This is a genomic window from Pelagicoccus sp. SDUM812002 (assembly GCF_031127835.1).
Taxonomy (GTDB): Bacteria; Verrucomicrobiota; Verrucomicrobiia; order Opitutales; family Opitutaceae; genus Pelagicoccus.
On record NZ_JARXHX010000005.1, the window covers coordinates 204,117 to 220,674 of the forward strand.

The window sequence follows — 16,558 nt, forward strand, 5'->3', positions numbered from 1 at the left end:
CGCTCGGCTAGAAAGAACGCGTAATGTTGAAAGTGCCGAACCAGGAACTGTATTGATTTCTCGTGACGCGGTAGGGGGAGCCTTGGTAGGAGCGCTCCGGGTGGTCGGTGAGATTTGAAAGGTTGAGGCTTAAGCTCGTGTTTTCGTCGAGTCGGTAGCTGCTACTAGCATCCAGTCGCACAACGGCTTCTCGGTACTCGTCCTGAGCGTATGAGTTTCCGAGGTCGTCAAGGGCTTCGCTTTGGTAGGTTAGCTCAATGCCGGTTGTGAATTTCCCCTTCGTTCCCGTGAGGCTAAGCTTCGCGAGATGCTCGGAGCGCTCCGGGGTGGGAAGGGTGTCGTCAGGGCGAGATTGAACGTTAGCGTCCGAGTCAGAGTAAGTGTAAGCAACGCTGGTAGTGAAAGAATCAAAAATGCCAACATCCTTGACCGTTTTTTGCCACTGGATTTCGACGCCTTTTATCTTAGCCTTCTCGCCATTCTCCACGCGGCTCACCTTGTAGATAACGGGATTTCCCTCTTCAAGTATCGTATCTTCGGATACAGAGCCATAGAAAAAATTCTCGATATTGATCAGGTAGCCTTCGACTGACAAAGAGCCGAGCCACGGATTCTCTTTGCTCCATGAAAGTCGAAATTTGTCGATTTCTGTCGGACTGAGGGTCGGGTTTCCCTCTGAAATGCTCCGAGTGGGAATGCTGATACGGCGGTAGTCCACGATGTTGTAATACTGCGGACGCATGAGCAACTGGAACCATGCCGCTCTCCACGTGACTTCTTCGGAGGTATTGTAGGAAACCTCGGCGCTGGGAATGAAATTTGTGTATGAATTATCAGAGGAGAGGTCTTTGATGATAAGGTCTGTATTTGTCGAGGGGTCCTCTACTATTTCTAGTACCTCGCCTTCGTCGGGATCGTTGACTGCCTCTGGGAGGACAACCGTACCGCGGGTGGCGGTTTCAGTCCTCTCAAGGCGTCCTCCCAATTCGTAGGTCCACTCTCCGCTTTGTCTGGTGGCCAGCAGGTAGGTGGCTGTTACAGATTCCTCGGCTGTGTAAGACTGAGGCTCGCTCTCGGTTTTCGCTCGAAAATCGTTGTTTACGAATATCGAGGGATTGCTCTCTACGAAGGAGCGACTTTTGTCGGGATCGAGGCCAGGCGGTACGGTGTAGGCTCCATCGAGAATAGGGGAGCCCGCTCCGTCGAATGCGACTTGATCTAAGGTAAAGCTGTTGCCGCTGACGGGCAGGAAAACTGAGAGCTCTTCCGAGACGTTTCGCTCTTTTTCTCGGTGCAGAAAACCGGTCTGTATCCAGTATTCGGAATCTCCCAGCATGAGCGAGCGTTCTGCGTCCACGCGTGCTGCTAGGTCACGGTCTTTCGTATAGTTATTATGGATACGAAGGTTGGCGAAATTCGCAGTGCCGGTCTCGAGCAGGTTTACCCCGTTGTCGATTGAGATTTCAGGAAGGTAGGGGTTGTCGACTTGGTAGGAAAGGTCGACTCCTGTGTCACGGAAATTCCAATTATACCAAAGGCGGTTGAGGTCCCATTTCTGGGTATAGACCGAATAGTCGATTGTCCATTCGGTGCCCGTATAGGATCCGCCGAAGGTATTGTGCAAACGTTTTCTGATATTTTCGGTGTCGCCAAAGTAGCGCCGCGTGCGGGCCCCTTCAAAAGACGCGCCGATGATAGTATCGTCTTCGGCTATGGTTTGCGATCCCTCGACGACACTTGCGCTGCCCAGCTGTAGCTCGATGCGATTACGATAGGAGAAATCGTAGTAGTCTTGGTGAGATGTCTTGAAATACAATTCGTTGCGGTCATTCGGTCGGAATCCGATTTGAGCAGTTCCGACGAGGTTCTTAGTCAATATTTCGTCGTAGGAAAAGCGCGGGCGATCTAGATAGTAGGTTTCCTCGTCCTGAGTTTGTAGCCAGACCGACTCATAGTGCTCGATGAGTCGATCGGATGCGCTGCTACGGAGTTGGGCGGAAAGCACCCACTTTTCCTCTGCGTCCAATATTTGTGTGAAGGATGCATTGTAGCCGCTTTTCCCGATACCGGATTGATCGTTGAAGTTGATGCTATAGCCGAGGCTAAGGGCATTGGAGGGATTTTGGATAGGGTTCTTGCTAGGGAAGAAAGATCGGAAGTCGACCCCCTCGCCATCTGCGTCAGCTCCCGGGCTCGTTCCGATGTCGCCAAAAACCTGATACTCGGAGGCGATTGGATTCAGCTTCACGAGGATCCGCCCCCGCTCGCGAGGGCTTTGGTTTGTCTCGTCTTTTCCCTCCATCGCTGCGGCTGGGCGGCTGGGATTGGTAAGACTTTGGCTTAAGTTAGTCGTTGCAGTTTGCGCGAATGCCGCAGGTGCCGAAAGGCATGAGCAAAGCAGCGCTCCCGCAACCGTTAGGGGGTTGCTTTTGAAAGGCTTCATCTAGACATCTTTTTGATGGGAGGCATGAAATGACTCCCCGGGGCCCCGAGCAGGCTCTGTGCCAGAATGAAACGGGATTTGGCTTATCTTCCTAGCGCTGGCAATTGAGCAGAAGTCTCGCGAATCCGATCTGCTCTATTTTGATCGAAGAGCTAAGATTAGCGCGTGACCAATTCTAGGGACTTAAGCGCAGCTATATTATATAAGGGTTTTGCGAGCTGCTAATCTGTCTGTTGCGCGACCCTTGGTATTGGTACTTTCTCTGTAGTTATAAAAGTAATACGACTAGATATTAATCTAATTGGTGCTTTGCCTTTGGGGTAAAATGTCCAGCGATTGCGATAAAATGCGGAATTGTTTCGAAATTGACTCAGTTCCTTCGGGTCGAAGCAAATTTGGCATTGATGATGCTGAAGCCCACTTGGTTTTAAGCTAAACTCAAACCATACAAAAAGATGTCTAAATCAACACCGTTAAACGCGGATGGCGCAGCTATGTGCTCGCATCCCTCCACCGGCGAGAGGTCGAAGAGCTCCCTCGTTAAGGCAGCAGCAGCCCTTTTGCTTGCAGGACTCACGTTCGAGTCCATTGCCCAGGATAGTTCCGGCTCCGGCATGGAAGTCTTCGAAACCTTCACTGCGGTTGGCCAAGGCGAGAGCCGCGCGAGTAACTCGCTAAGCCTCGAGGCGCTCGAAATTGCGATGCCCGGCGCGTCACCAGAGAAGATGGTAGACAAGATCCCGGGTGTAAATGTCGTAACAGCTGACCCGTTCGGCTTCTACGAGTTTGCGAACGATGTACGGGTTCGCGCGTTCAGCATCGCGAATTTAGGTGTCACACTTGACGGAGTGCCTGTCGGAACCAGCGATCCGCGTTATGGCTCTCCGATCGGACGTCTCGTTGACAGTGCGAACCTGACGACAATCAAGGTCTCCCAAGGTGCGGGCGACGTGACCACTCCAGCTTACCAGGCTTTGGGTGGATCGATCCAGTACTTCACCAAAGACCCTTCTAAGGAAAAAGGCGCAGTTTTTAGTGCCGCTTACGGTAGCTTCGATCATATAAGCTTATTCGCGAAGTATGAGCTTGGGGAAATCCTTCCAGGATTCACCGGCTATGTTAGCGGCTCCCATTTTGAGTTCACTCCCAAAGGTCTGGATGGTTTAGGGAAAGGCATGGGGCGTCGCTACGAAGCGAAGTTAAAGTACGAGATGCCTTCTGACAAACTCGATATAACGTACGCTGTAACCTATAATGACCGTGACGACTATGACACGGCGACACTTAGTTATGGTGAATGGCAGGATGTCATGGCAGGCAACTACAATGGTACCGGCCAAGGCTTCATCGAATATACTCCATGGGACTATCCCGGAATCGGAGATTACAACTATGGCGATCTCACTGACCAAGGCCGTAACTTAGGCCCTGTCGCTTACCTTGATCCTGACGCTGGTCCGGGCGAAAGCACGAATGCGATTTACTACGACAAGTGGAAGAATGGTCGTATGGATACGCTGCAACGCTTCAAGTTCGACTTCGACTTCGAAGACGGCAAAACAATGGAGGTTGTCACGTACTACCAAGATAAGAACAACTATGGACTTTGGGGACGCGATCGCGGCTACGCTCAAGATCAGGTGCGTGCTGCATACATGAACGATCCTGATCGTACCGACATCTGGGGACAGCTCTGGTATGATGCGGCCGGCAATCCGATAAGCGAAGACGGAAGCATAGCCACGGAATACGGCGCTGACCACGCGATTGTAGCTCCAGGCACTCCAACTTATGCCACCGGAGTAGATTTTGTCCCCGGAGTTCCAGGCCGCACTGCCCGCGACGAAAACTTCGGTGGACACCGTTATGGTCTCACAACTTCATACACATGGGAAACGGAGAACAACAAGTTGATCTTTGGTGGCTGGTACGAATTTGACCACCACGGTACAGAACGTCCTAACTTCAACCTAGACGGTGGTTCGGTTCTTGGTGAGTACCGCTACGATCAGTTCAACTTCACCAACTATACTCGCTACATCGACCAAGATGTCATGCAGTACTGGATACAGGATACCTTTACTACAATGGATGGCAAGCTAGACATCATCGCTGGGGTTAAGGGCATCAAGCTCAACCGCGATGCCAACGGATTCTTAAGTATTGCTGAATGGCTTAGGAACGAAGAAACCTTCCGCTCGACCACCTACGAGGACTACTTCTTGCCACAGTTCGGACTGCTTTACGGTCTCAACGACACCACAGAGCTCTTCTTCAACTACTCGGAGAACATGGCGACTCCAACTTCAGGAACTATCACTGCTGCAGGAGATGTGTTCGATCCAAACCTCCTCGCTCCTGAGTATTCGGAGAACTTTGACGCTGGTGTCCGCGGAAATTTCGCTGGCGGAAGCTACACGGTACAGGCTTACAAGATCAGCTACACGGATCGTATCCTCTCGACTGCAGTCCCGATCGATTCAGCGAATGCGGGAGCAGCTGGTAATAGCCGCTATCAAAACGTTGGTGGTGTAGACTCTTGGGGGATTGAAGCTTCGGGTGACTTCATAACAGGAATTGAAGGATTGACCCTCAGTGGTTCCATCGCCCTCCAGGAAACAACCTTCCAGGAAGATTTGCTAGAAGGCTACGAAACCTCGGCTACTATCCCGACCGCTGCAGAGGGCTATCGGTATGAAGCGACTGCAGATCCGACCGTATGGGCTCGCTACATCGACTTTGGAGGAAACGACTTGGGTAACACCCCTTTCGTAACGGCTAACTTCGACGCAATCTATCGCAAGGGGCAGTTCCGCTATAACTTCGGTGGGAAGTACTACGACGATGTGTACGTCAATACGCTCAACACTCAAAAGGTCGATTCTCATACCGTTTTCGACGCCGGGCTAAGCTACACAGGCAAGGCGGACACCGCCCTTGAAGGTTGGAAGGTATCGCTCAGCATCTACAATGTATTCGATTCCTACTTCTGGGTAGCCGCGGGTTACAATGACGAGGATGGTACGGTAAGAGCTGACCGAGGCCGTCAGTATACGCTGAAGATGGATACTAGTTTCTAGTCCTTTCGCACCATAACTATTTGATCTGAATAATAGGAAACTCAGCCGCGACGGAGTCGGGTAGTTCCGTCGCGGTTTTTCCAAAATAACCCCCTGCCCAAAGTTCTAAGCAAACAAACAACATGCTAGGTTTACACAGAAAGACTTTCAAGTGCATGGCCGTCGCCGCCACGCTATCAGTTTCATTCTCGTATTCAGTATCTGCTGACGTCGTCAAAGATACTCAAAACGTACTAAGCGAGTGGATCTCCCTCGAAAAGCAGATCTCAGAAGAGAAGGTCGCTTGGGTCGAGCAAAAGGAAGTCGTCAAGAATTCGATCGAATTCATGGAGACCGAGATCGCCAGTCTGAAAGACATTATCAAGACGGCCGAGGAAACTGCCTCCGCTGGCGAGAAAAAGCGAGCAGAGCTCGACGAGAAGAAGCAAGACCTCGACGAGGCCACGGACATCATGACTGCGGCTGTCGAGAGCTACGAAATCCAAGTTAAGGAACTCGCTCTCACTTGGCCCAAAGCCTTCCTCAAGTCGGTCGATACCTTCATCAAGCGTATCCCGACCGAAGAACAAAAAGAAACGACACCGATCACTATTCGCCTTCAGAACGTGGTCGCCATCATGTCGCAGTTCGATAAATTTCAAAGCGTCGTGACCAAGGATACCGGGATCCAAGACGTTGGCGGTGAGTCCAGGGAAGTGACTACGCTCTATTTCGGTTTCGCATATGCATACTTCATAGATGGAACGGGTGAGTATGCAGGTTATGGATACCCTTCGATGAGCGATGGATGGGATTGGACGCCAGATCCAAGCATTGCCGAAAAGGTCTCACAACTCGTCTCAATTTACGATCGCACCATTGACGCAAGTTTCCTCGGAATGCCCGCCAAGATCGTAACTCCCTAATTTCCAATCCCAGGAGGACAATATCCATGAATAAATTTTCTTCGCTAGCCGCCGCGCTACTCGTGTCAGCCATGCCGTTGATGGGGCAAAGCGCTCTAGACTCGGCATCCGCAAATGCTCAAAAGAAGCTAGAAGCTTCGCTTGAAAAACTCTCGGCTCTTCGTGAGACCATCGGAGCTGAAAAGATACCGCTCACCAAAGAGCGGGACTCGCTTTTCGCCGAACTGAGGGACCTCCGCCGCGAAGCGAACCGTGCTCAGCGCATCAGCGACAACCAAAGCTCAGACCTTTCGAGCTTTGAGGATTCTATCAACGCCCAAGACGAAATGGTGGATTATCTGATCAACCTCTCTGCCGAATTTGGCCGGACTTTCGGTTCACAGCTCGACCCCTCCGAGTACGAGTTTTACGGGGACAAGATAACCTCGAGCGAGATCGCTGCGGAAGACCCACACATCTCGCCTGTCGAAAAGCTCGAAGCGCAAAAGACAATCCTGGAAGCCGGCCTCAGTCGTATGGAAAGCCTCTCAGGCGGTGCGACATACGAAGGCAAGGCGATCACCAGCGATGGCTTGCTCGAAGACGGTACTTTTGTACGGTTTGGCCCGATAACGTATTTCGCCAGCGAAAGCGGCGTAGCCGGACTTGTTGAGCAAGGAAATTCAACTGAGCCACTGGTTTTGCCAATCATGAAGGGCGAGTTCGACTCCGGATTGATCGCCTTAGCGTCGGGCCAAGAGGGAACCCTCCCAATCGACGCTACACTCGATAACGCGATGGCGATCGAAGCTACGAAAGAAACGATCGGTGAACATATCGGGAAGGGCGGTATTTGGGTGTATCCAATACTTGGTTTCGCTTTCCTATCACTTGCAGTAGCTGCATTCAAGGCCTTCGAATTGATGTCACTGCCCAAGCCCAAGGAAGGTTTCCTCGCGGAGGTTCTCGCCAAGCTTGCTAGCAAAGATAAGGAAGGCGCTGCTCATGTTGCCAACGGTACTTCCGGTCCGATGGGCAAGATGATCCAACAAGGCGTCAAGTACAGCGACCACAACCCTGAGCTTGTAGAAGAGATCCTCTACGAATCGATGGTTGAGACGCAGCCAAAGGTTATGCGCTTGCTTCCCTTTATCTCGGTAACCGCGGCCGTAGCGCCTCTCTTAGGGCTTCTTGGAACGGTCACCGGTATGATTAATACTTTCAACCGTATCAAAATCTTCGGAACGGGTGATGCTAAGTCACTTTCAGGCGGTATCTCGGAGGCCTTGATCACCACGGAATTTGGACTGATCGTTGCGATTCCTGCATTGCTCCTCTACGCGATCTTATCTCGGAAGGCAAAGGGGTACCTCTCCCGCATGGAGAAAATGTCCATTAGCTTCGTAAACGGCATCAAGACCATCGCCTAACATGGACGGGATTATCCAGGAAACGATAGAGCTATGGATGGCTGGCGGGGCCTTGATGATCCCGCTCGCTCTCCTTGGAGGGGTGATCTACTTCGCCATCTTCGAGCTCTATCTCTACATGAAGAAGAAGAAATTCTACTTGATGGATGCGAATGAGCTGGGGCACTGGATCGACGTGCCCAAGGACGCGAAGGGAGACGTGGCAGAAATTATAGAATACACGCAGGACGGTGTATCGGATATGAATACAGCTCGAGCTCGATTCGACGAGGTCCGCGTCGCCCATCTACCGATTCTACAGCGTCGCCTATACTTCTGCAATATACTGGTAGGAGCGGCTCCACTGACCGGCCTGCTTGGAACGGTCATGGGTATGCTTGGAACCTTCTTCGGCCTTTCGGTCAGTACTGGAGGGAACACGATCGATCTCGTGGCAGGTGGTATCTCCGAAGCGTTGATCACCACACAGACAGGGCTCGTGCTAGCGATCCCAGCCTACGTGATGATGACCGTGGTTAAGAAGCAAATCGGCGAGCTCGACTCCTTCTTCAACCGAATGGAAATCCTCACCATCCTCAAATTCGAGAAAAACAATTTAGCAAGATAGGGTATTATGAAAGCAAGACGTTCCATTTTAGAGGGCGAAGCAGAAAGCGATGAGATCAACATCTCTCCTTTGATCGACATGGTCTTCATCCTCCTGATTTTCTTCATCGTAACTACGGTTTTCGTTGAAGAAACAGGAGTCGAGGTAAACAAGCCCCAGGCAGCCTCCGCTACGGACCTAGAGAAAAACAGTATCCTGATAGCCATTACGGATAAGGGAAAGATTGTCTACGGCGGCAAGGAAGTCGGTTTGTCCGGCGTCCGCTCCATCGTGCGACAGCTCGTATCCAAAGATCAGATGCCGGTGATCATTCAAGCGGACAAGACCGCTTCGATCGATCTCTACACACGTGTTCACGACGAGTGTAAATTGGCGGGTGCAAATACAGTTAATTTGGCAACCGACGGATAGGGGGCGAGGAGACCTCTATATTTTCTGATGGGATCACCATACAAATTTTACAAAGGCCCTGTATTCAAGAAGGTGCCTCTGGGCTCAGGAGCCTTAGCTGCCCTCGCGGTATTGGCCATGTTCGGAATGCTGCCGTTCACCCAGTTCTTGGCTGGCTTGAAAAAGCCGGACCTGCAGGTGCGCGAGTTCGACGTGACGGTTCCGCCACCGGCGTTCACGCCTCCAGAGCCACCACCGCCGGAGCCGCCGCCGGAGCAGGATCCGCCTCCAGAAATGGAGCCGCCTCCACCTCAGCTTTCGCTCTCGCAGCTAAACATGGCCTTGAATCCAGGCGTAGGTAACGCTCTCGCTGGCGGGTTCTCGCTTGGAGAAGTGGGGGTTAGTGCCTCGGAAACGATGAACGAGATAAGCCTTTTCGAGATCAGCGATCTCGATAGTCCGGTCTCCGTTCTCCGCAAGCCGCCATTCCAATTCAGCCCACGTATGAAGCGTGAGAAGAAAGAGGGCTATATTACGATGGAAGGCGTTATCAACGCAGACGGAACGGTCACGATATCCTCCGTGAAGCAAACGATCGACGAGGATTACACGCGTCTTTTCCGCGAACACTTCGAAGGTTGGGTTTACCAAAAGCCTACCGTTGCAGGCAAGCCGGTGCAGGCCCGCGTCATATTCGAAAATATCAAAATCACTTGGCAGTAACTTTCTACAAACTTTATCACGATGAATAAACGTTCATACCTAAAAACTATAACTTTATCGGCTTGTTTGCTCGCGACCTCTTTGCAGGGGCAGGTTTACGATCTTAAAGAACAGTCTTTCGACAACCCGGAGTTTCGCGCCCGTTTCGCGAAAAGCTACATCGCCGAGTCATCGACGAATCCGAACATCACAGCTGAAGAAAAGGGCTTGTTCGACGAAATAGTGCCGCTGATTGGGTCCGATCCTAAGGCCGCTATTACTCGGCTCTCTTCCTCGCTCGGACCGGACAGTAGTGCTGCCTTTGACTATATCCTTGGCAACCTCTACTACCAGGAAGGTCAGGGTGAATTGGCGATCGATTCTTACGAACAGGCGGTGAAGAAGTTTCCTAACTACTCTCAGGCTTACTACAACATGGGCCGGGCCTATGTTGCAGAAGCGGATTACGCGAGCGCTTTAAAGAGCTTGCAGAAGTCTCTCTCCATTGAGACCGGAGACGGAACTATATATGGGTTGATTGGATACTGTTATCTCAATATGGATAAACCATCCACCGCTCTGGATGCTTACAAGGTAGCTATCATGCTTGCTCCAGACAGCAAAGACTGGAAGCTCGGTCAGTTGCAGTGCCTGATCGCTCTCGAACGATCGCAAGAAGCAATCGGAGTTCTCTACGAATTCATCAAAGACGACCCGTCCAAGGCAGATTGGTGGAAACTACAGGCTAACCAATTTCTTGTAGTCGACGAAAGAGCCAAGGCTGCTGCCAACCTCACTGTCGTCAAGGATCTCGGCAAGGCTGATGGACCAACTTTGGCCCTCCTCGGAGATTTGCTCGTTAATGAAGGTCTCGTGGAGCCAGCAGTCGAGAGCTACATCGATGCGATGGCGAAGGGCGGAGCCCGTCCTGGACGTATCATCGAGGTGGTCAACTCGCTTATCTATATGGACCAAATCGGGAGCGCAAAGACTTTGCTCTCCAACCTCGAGTCCTCGATGTCGTCGGATCTCGATGAAAAGCAGCAACTTAGCGTCTTGAACGTGAAGGCTCGACTCGCGATGCAAGAAGACGATACCGATGGTGCTGCAGGTTTCTTGGCTGATATGGTCAAGAAAGATCCCCTTAATGGTGGCGCCTTGCTCTCACTCAGCGAACTTGAAAAGAAGCGCGGGGATCTCGCTAAAGCCGAGTACTACGCAGAGAACGCGACCAAGATCGATGGCTACGCTCATCAAGCTTTCATAACCTTGGCCCAGCTAAATGTTGGCAAACGTGACTACGAGGCTGCTGCCAAGTACCTTCGCGAAGCCCAGCAAATCGATCCCAAGGACTACGTCGCTGACTATCTCCTACGCATCGAGCAAGCCGCCCTTAGGATGTAATTAACGAGTGGATACAAGACGCTTAGGTGATTCGTTATCTGTGCGCACCGAATTTACCACCACACTATGAAAAAGATGTCTAATCTCGTCGAAAGACGTTTCCGCAATTTGGTCGTACCAGTTGCGATTTCCGGAGCGCTGCTCACAAGTTCCCTTGTAGCACAGCCTGCTCCTACGCTGGAGGATAGCCCAATCCGTCTCAGCAGTAATGAAAATGCCTTCGGCTACACTCCGAACGCCAAGTCTGCCATCATCAAGGCTCTTGATAGCGGCGGTTACTACAACCGGAATGACGTTAGCGATCTTATCGAGGCTTGTGCTAAAAAGGAAGGCGTACCAGAGGACTACATACTCACTACAGCAGGTTCCGGTCCTTTGCTCATGATGACAGCTCTTGCATACGCAGAGCCCGGTGTGAATGTCGTGACCACTGAGATGGGGTATACGCAGTTGGTGCGCAAGTTCGAGGAACGCGGCGGCGACGTGAAGTTTGCCCCGCTCGGCGAAGATATGGGTTACGATTTCAAGGCGTTGAAGGCTGAGATCGATGAGAAAACGAAGATCGTATACATCTGTAACCCGAATAATCCGACCGGCGTGCTCGCAGATTCCGCGGAACTCAAGCAGTTCGTGATGAGCATTCCTGAGGACATTCTTGTCTTCGTTGACGAAGCCTACCTGGAGTTGACAAATTCGAGCTTCGCCATGGCGACTTGCGCCCCCCTCGCGAAACTCAAGAAGAACGTTATAGTGACGCGCACCTTTTCTAAGGGACACGGCATGGCAGGCTTCCGTATCGGCTACGCTGTAGCCCACCCGGACATTCTGGAGAAGATCAGCGTTTTCGGTATGGGTACGCCGAGCTATCTCGCCGCTATCGCAGCGGTGGAGGCAATCAAGGATACTGAGCACCTTGCCAAGAACGTGAAGAACTACCAAACGGTACGTAAGCACGTGACTGATTCCTTCGACAAGATGGGCATCAAGTACGCCAAGCCTGACGGTGCTTTCGTCTACTTCCACTCCGGGATCGACCAGCAGGTGTTGCGCGATACCATGTCGGAAAACGGCATCCTCATCAGCGGCTCTCGCGTATCCGGCGCTCCTGAGTCCAAGTATTCTGATTGGGCTCGCGTGAGCATTGGCACGAAAGATCAGATGGACGAGTTTCTGAACCTGCTCGGTGGTTTGGTAGCCATGAAGTAGTTTTGCGCTTCAGATCAATTTTCCCGCCCTCCTAGTAGAGGCGGAGGGGTTTTCGAATCTCTCCGCCTTTTTTGCGTCTAGGGAATCTCTGCTTCGGACGTCATAGGAGTGTAACCGACCCGATTCAGATCACTGCTTGCCGAAATGTCGTTTGGGCGCTTCATTGAATTACTAACTCACCAAACTCTCTCCGAAACCCCAATAACTAGGAGATTGATTATATGCCCTCGTATACCCATGAGGCGCCGCTATGGCGTCTCTCCCGTTTGTCTGCTTCGCTGGCTCTATTCGCAGCGTTTGTTTGCTCTGTTTCTGCGCAACACCGTTTAATGATACCCAATCCCTTCGACTTGGAGTCGAAGTTAGAGGTGCTCGCCTTGGACGATGCGCTTTGCGTCGTTGATTTAGGAATGGGGCTGGATCGCGTTTCAGCCGGTTCCTATTTTTTCGACGAAACCACGACGTTCGCGGACGGTTACATCGAATTGAACCGCCCGATCGGGCGAATCATCGAAGGGGACAAGAAGGTCAACTTCGAATTCACAGCCAAGGTTCGACCGAGCCGAGACTACACGGATTGCTTCGTTGTGTTGCAATTGTTTGCCCAAGACGGTCGAGAGTTTCTGCTCCCATTCGAGATAGACGACCTGCAGGCAGGTAAGGCCCAGCAAGTGAAGATTTCACCGGAGTTGGCTTTTGCTGACCTGAACCGCGGCATCTATCACTATCATTTCTTTTCGGGTGGAGATGAGATCTACTTTGCTCCCACTTCAATGACCCTGGGCCGGAGGAATCACCGGCCGTTGCCTCTGAGAAATGCTGGCAGCCGAGAGCCGGAGTTGGTGACCGCTCCGCAGAAGCCTTTGCCTGCTTCCATGGCTTGGATGGTTTCAGACGAAGAAGTCCTTGTAGCCGTGGGAGTGAACGACAGCGGATTCAGCGTCGATCACACCTTGCTATCAGAGGCGAATCCATCGGCCGCGCGAGTCGCTCTCGATCTGGTCAAGAAATCCCGATTTAGTCCTGGTAGCGAAAACGGTTTCTACGCGCGGAAGGATTTGCTGCTTAAAGTTCAGTTCGACTCGAAGGGTCAATACAGATTGAGTTCGATGTAGTGGGAAACTGGGCACAGAGTTCTACTCTTGGGTGACTTCCTGCTTTGATGCTTTGTGCCCTTGAAAAGGGAGGTCCATGAATTGGGTTTTCGGTTTTGCTTGTCTTGGAGGGGGCTAGCGCCATTTCGTGTTCAGGATTGGGATCGTATCCCAGATGCAAGTACACTTTGTTTGCATGAGCCTGAACTGGTTTCCGAGAGGTAGAATATGAATGCTATGTTTATTTTGAGATTTGCAGCCCTTGCCCTTTTTTTCTGTGGGATCGCCGAAGGTGAAACCTCTCGTTTGCTGGTTGATAGCGATCGCCTGTTGTTTTCCAGTCCGCAAGAGCGCGAAACCGAACCTGAGAGTTTTATAGTTTTCAATCATTCAGATGAAGTGATGGAAAACCTGTCCTTTCGTATTACGGAAGATGATACGGAGGCCTTTGCTCTGAAAACTGAACATAGCTTAAGTTTAGGCCCAGGTTCCAGTATTTCTGCTAAGGTCGTTTTTGCTCCGGCTGCTGGAGCACTCGGAGTGTTGCGAGGGCGTTGCGAACTTGTCTCCGATAAAGGAGTGCCTCTGGGCTCGGTGGAGCTCGTTGGGCTTTCCGCACCTGGCTTGGAAGGTCATGGAGAGGCTACGCTTTCTCAGGCAGTAGAAGCCTTGGGTTTAGGTATCGATGTGGGTTGGGAGAGCCTGGGCAATCACACGCGTTCTGAGTTGGTAGGAGAAGAGGTGCGGGCAGGGACGTTTCGAAAGGCGTCTCCGGGGCTCGTGACGATCCGTCCGGTGGCTCGCTATTCACCCGACTTTTTGTTGCCGTTCGGAATCTACGATGCAGGTGAAGCGGAACCTTCCTTGCGTACGGTCGGAACCCTCGCAGAAGCCACGAAGACGCGGTTTGAGCAAAATTGTTTGATGCCAAGTCTGGCTAGCGGAACCATCGAGTGCGATCCGGGAGATATGGAGTTTGGCATATTTACGGCCAGCCCCTCGCACGTGGCTTACACGCAAGATGAAGTAAACGAACGATTAGAGCCTGAACACGTCGCTCACGCGGTTCGCGTTTATCCAGCTAAGGACGAACGGGGTGTACGAATTCTGAATACGTTTCTTGTGTGTTTCGAAGAAGCGCGAAACGGGGACTACCAAGACTACGTTTTCCTCGTATCAAACGTGGCCCCTGTTCAGTAACCGGCAGTAGGTCGCAGCAAAACAAAAGCGGCGCGAGCTGATGTTCCGCGCCGCCTAGTAAAGATTATCGTGCAATCGCGACCATGGTCGCTCGTGCTACTTGATCAGGTTGATGCCGGTCATCTCGGTGGGCTTTTCAAGGCCCATCATTGCGAGGAGCGTGGGCGCGATGTCGGCGAGGCGACGGTCGCCGTCGTTGACCAACTCCTTACCTTCGAGTCCAGCTCCATAGACGACGGCTTCTACCTTGTTTAAGGTGTGAGCGGTGTGTGGGCCGTCTACGGTGGGGTCCCATAGCTGGTCGGCGTTGCCGTGGTCGGCAGTAACGAGGGCCTTGCCGCCCATCTGGTCGATGGCTTCGAGGAGAATTCCGATACCTTCGTCAACCTTGGAGCAGGCTTTCTTGACAGCCTCCAGATTGCCGGTGTGGCCGACCATGTCGGGGTTGGCGTAGTTGACGAGGACGAAGTCGTACTTGCCGGAGAGGATGGCGTCCTTGACGAGGGCGGTGACTTCGTCGGCGGACATCTCTGGTTGCAGGTCGTAGGTCGGTACCTTCGGGGACTTGGCCATACCGCGGTCTTCACCGTTGAAAGGCTCTTCGCGATAGTCGTTGAAGAAGAAAGTGACGTGCGGGAACTTCTCGGTTTCGGCGGAGCGAAACTGGGAAAGGCCTTTGTCGGCGAGGTAGGAGCCGAGCACGTTCTTCATTTTCTCCGGCTTAAAGAAAACGACGTTATCGCACATCCCTTTTTTCCATTCGGTCATGGCGACAAAGAAGAGGTCGAGCTTTTCGCCGCGATCGAACCCTTCGAAATCATCTTGGATGAAGGCGCTGGCAAGCTCGCGTGGTCGGTCACCGCGGTAGTTGTAGAACACGACGGCATCTCCGTTGTCGATGGTGGCGAGAGGCTTGCCATTTTCGTCGACGACCCAGGTGGGGGCTACGAACTCGTCGCCCACGTTCGAGGAGGAGGTGGGATTGTCGTAGTAGTATTGAATGGCTTCCGGAGCGGAGATGGCGGTGCGTTCCGCGTCCTTGCCGGTAAGCATGTTGTAGGCTTTGCCAACACGGTCCCAACGCTCGTCGCGGTCCATGCACCAGAAGCGTCCACAAACCGAGGCGATTTGGCCGATGCCGAGTTCCTTGCACTTTGCCTCGCATTGTTCGGCGAAAGCCTTGCCGGAATGTGGTGGAGTGTCACGGCCGTCGGTAAAGAGGTGGATGTAAACCTGCTTGACGCCAGACTTCTTGGCTTCCTCAAGGAGGCCGTAGAGATGCTCGAGCAGACCGTGCACCCCAGCGTCGGAAGCGATGCCCATATAGTGGAGCTTGCCGCCTGACTTGGCTTGTGAGAATGCTCCTTCGAGAGCCTTGTTGCCGGTTACCGTGCCGTCTTTGAAGGCCTTGGTGATGCGGACGATTTCCTGGTCGACGATGCGTCCCGCCCCGATGTTTTGGTGACCGACTTCGGAGTTGCCCATGATGCCCTCCGGCACGCCGACGTCGAGTCCGCACGCTGCGAGCTCGGTGCGTGGCCATTCGGCGGAGAGCTTGTCGGAGACGGGGGTATCCGCGAGTTTGACCGCATTGTAGCCGTCTTGGTCGGCGTTGTGGTTAGCTCCCCATCCATCACGGATGACGAGGAGTACAGGTTTTTTCGCTTCGCTCATGATAATTGAAGATTGTCGGCGTCCCTAATGGCGGCGAAGTGCAAAGATGACAAGGGTGTACTTGGATCGTAGTGCCAACAGCCAAGCGCGGCTTGCTGGTAGGAAGCGATGTTAGGCAGTTTCAGCGAGTTGCGGTTGTCTCAGGAGGTCGAAAGGACCTAGAAGCGTCGGACTGATATCTCCGGGTGGAAAGCGTAATTTATCTCGCGGAATGACGTGGGGTCGGCGCTCTCCCGAGCCCCCTCATCGCATGTCGTCTTGCACCAATTTGGCGTGCCAACGTAGCAAAGCGCAAACAGCGAAAACATGGCGATCCGCGTACCGATGCGTTTTTTTTAGAAAACCTTAAAAATGCTCAATGGATTTGTAAGGCACTGATATACAGAAGCTAAAGATATACGTGTACTTCCGTAGATTCCTCTTTAATCAACTTTTTCGAGGATT

The 16,558-nt window shown here is 52.4% G+C and carries 12 protein-coding genes; 10 read left to right on the forward strand and 2 right to left on the reverse strand.

What is annotated here, in order from left to right; genetic code table 11:
- Window positions 1-7: 7 nt before the first annotated feature.
- Window positions 8-2,443: a TonB-dependent receptor gene (locus QEH53_RS09895; RefSeq protein ID WP_309023020.1), complete on the reverse strand. Its 2,436-nt coding sequence runs from the start codon at window positions 2,441-2,443 to the stop codon at window positions 8-10.
- A 455-nt stretch (window positions 2,444-2,898) separates the two neighbouring features.
- Between QEH53_RS09895 and QEH53_RS09900 the strand changes: the two genes are divergently transcribed.
- The 10 genes from QEH53_RS09900 to QEH53_RS09945 all read left to right on the forward strand — a co-directional run bounded on the left by QEH53_RS09900 (window position 2,899) and on the right by QEH53_RS09945 (window position 14,440).
- On the forward strand, window positions 2,899-5,523 hold the full coding sequence (locus QEH53_RS09900; RefSeq protein ID WP_309023021.1) for a TonB-dependent receptor: 2,625 nt from the start codon (window positions 2,899-2,901) through the stop codon (window positions 5,521-5,523).
- A gap of 122 nt (window positions 5,524-5,645) precedes the next feature.
- On the forward strand, window positions 5,646-6,428 hold the full coding sequence (locus QEH53_RS09905; protein WP_309023022.1) for a DUF3450 family protein: 783 nt from the start codon (window positions 5,646-5,648) through the stop codon (window positions 6,426-6,428).
- Between the two features lie 26 nt (window positions 6,429-6,454).
- Window positions 6,455-7,837, forward strand: a complete 1,383-nt coding sequence (locus QEH53_RS09910) for a MotA/TolQ/ExbB proton channel family protein (RefSeq protein ID WP_309023023.1) — start codon at window positions 6,455-6,457, stop codon at window positions 7,835-7,837.
- A gap of 1 nt (window position 7,838) precedes the next feature.
- Window positions 7,839-8,444 (forward strand): MotA/TolQ/ExbB proton channel family protein, encoded by a 606-nt coding sequence (locus tag QEH53_RS09915; RefSeq protein WP_309023024.1) that lies wholly within the window; start codon window positions 7,839-7,841, stop codon window positions 8,442-8,444.
- A 6-nt stretch (window positions 8,445-8,450) separates the two neighbouring features.
- Window positions 8,451-8,855 (forward strand): biopolymer transporter ExbD, encoded by a 405-nt coding sequence (locus QEH53_RS09920; protein WP_309023025.1) that lies wholly within the window; start codon window positions 8,451-8,453, stop codon window positions 8,853-8,855.
- A 27-nt stretch (window positions 8,856-8,882) separates the two neighbouring features.
- The gene (locus tag QEH53_RS09925; RefSeq protein ID WP_309023026.1) at window positions 8,883-9,557 is read left to right on the forward strand and encodes a hypothetical protein; all 675 of its coding nucleotides are present in this window, start codon (window positions 8,883-8,885) and stop codon (window positions 9,555-9,557) included.
- 21 nt (window positions 9,558-9,578) lie between these two features.
- Window positions 9,579-10,940: a tetratricopeptide repeat protein gene (locus QEH53_RS09930; protein ID WP_309023027.1), complete on the forward strand. Its 1,362-nt coding sequence runs from the start codon at window positions 9,579-9,581 to the stop codon at window positions 10,938-10,940.
- Window positions 10,941-11,006: 66 nt separating this feature from the next.
- Window positions 11,007-12,146: a histidinol-phosphate transaminase gene (locus QEH53_RS09935; protein ID WP_309023028.1), complete on the forward strand. Its 1,140-nt coding sequence runs from the start codon at window positions 11,007-11,009 to the stop codon at window positions 12,144-12,146.
- Between the two features lie 329 nt (window positions 12,147-12,475).
- On the forward strand, window positions 12,476-13,261 hold the full coding sequence (locus QEH53_RS09940; protein ID WP_309023029.1) for a hypothetical protein: 786 nt from the start codon (window positions 12,476-12,478) through the stop codon (window positions 13,259-13,261).
- A 207-nt stretch (window positions 13,262-13,468) separates the two neighbouring features.
- Window positions 13,469-14,440, forward strand: a complete 972-nt coding sequence (locus QEH53_RS09945) for a hypothetical protein (protein ID WP_309023030.1) — start codon at window positions 13,469-13,471, stop codon at window positions 14,438-14,440.
- 96 nt (window positions 14,441-14,536) lie between these two features.
- Here QEH53_RS09945 and gpmI read toward each other — a convergent pair whose 3' ends face one another.
- Window positions 14,537-16,114, reverse strand: coding sequence for a 2,3-bisphosphoglycerate-independent phosphoglycerate mutase (gene gpmI, locus QEH53_RS09950; protein ID WP_309023031.1), 1,578 nt, complete (start codon window positions 16,112-16,114; stop codon window positions 14,537-14,539).
- Window positions 16,115-16,558 lie beyond the last annotated feature (444 nt).

What these genes read in the sequence shown, in the direction of transcription:
- QEH53_RS09895 (WP_309023020.1), bottom strand. Translation starts at nt 2,443, where the DNA reads ATGAAGCCTTTCAAAAGCAACCCCCTAACGGTTGCGGGAGCGCTGCTT.
- QEH53_RS09900 (WP_309023021.1), top strand. Translation starts at nt 2,899, where the DNA reads ATGTCTAAATCAACACCGTTAAACGCGGATGGCGCAGCTATGTGCTCG.
- QEH53_RS09905 (WP_309023022.1), top strand. Translation starts at nt 5,646, where the DNA reads ATGCTAGGTTTACACAGAAAGACTTTCAAGTGCATGGCCGTCGCCGCC.
- QEH53_RS09910 (WP_309023023.1), top strand. Translation starts at nt 6,455, where the DNA reads ATGAATAAATTTTCTTCGCTAGCCGCCGCGCTACTCGTGTCAGCCATG.
- QEH53_RS09915 (WP_309023024.1), top strand. Translation starts at nt 7,839, where the DNA reads ATGGACGGGATTATCCAGGAAACGATAGAGCTATGGATGGCTGGCGGG.
- QEH53_RS09920 (WP_309023025.1), top strand. Translation starts at nt 8,451, where the DNA reads ATGAAAGCAAGACGTTCCATTTTAGAGGGCGAAGCAGAAAGCGATGAG.
- QEH53_RS09925 (WP_309023026.1), top strand. Translation starts at nt 8,883, where the DNA reads ATGGGATCACCATACAAATTTTACAAAGGCCCTGTATTCAAGAAGGTG.
- QEH53_RS09930 (WP_309023027.1), top strand. Translation starts at nt 9,579, where the DNA reads ATGAATAAACGTTCATACCTAAAAACTATAACTTTATCGGCTTGTTTG.
- QEH53_RS09935 (WP_309023028.1), top strand. Translation starts at nt 11,007, where the DNA reads ATGAAAAAGATGTCTAATCTCGTCGAAAGACGTTTCCGCAATTTGGTC.
- QEH53_RS09940 (WP_309023029.1), top strand. Translation starts at nt 12,476, where the DNA reads ATGATACCCAATCCCTTCGACTTGGAGTCGAAGTTAGAGGTGCTCGCC.
- QEH53_RS09945 (WP_309023030.1), top strand. Translation starts at nt 13,469, where the DNA reads ATGAATGCTATGTTTATTTTGAGATTTGCAGCCCTTGCCCTTTTTTTC.
- gpmI (WP_309023031.1), bottom strand. Translation starts at nt 16,114, where the DNA reads ATGAGCGAAGCGAAAAAACCTGTACTCCTCGTCATCCGTGATGGATGG.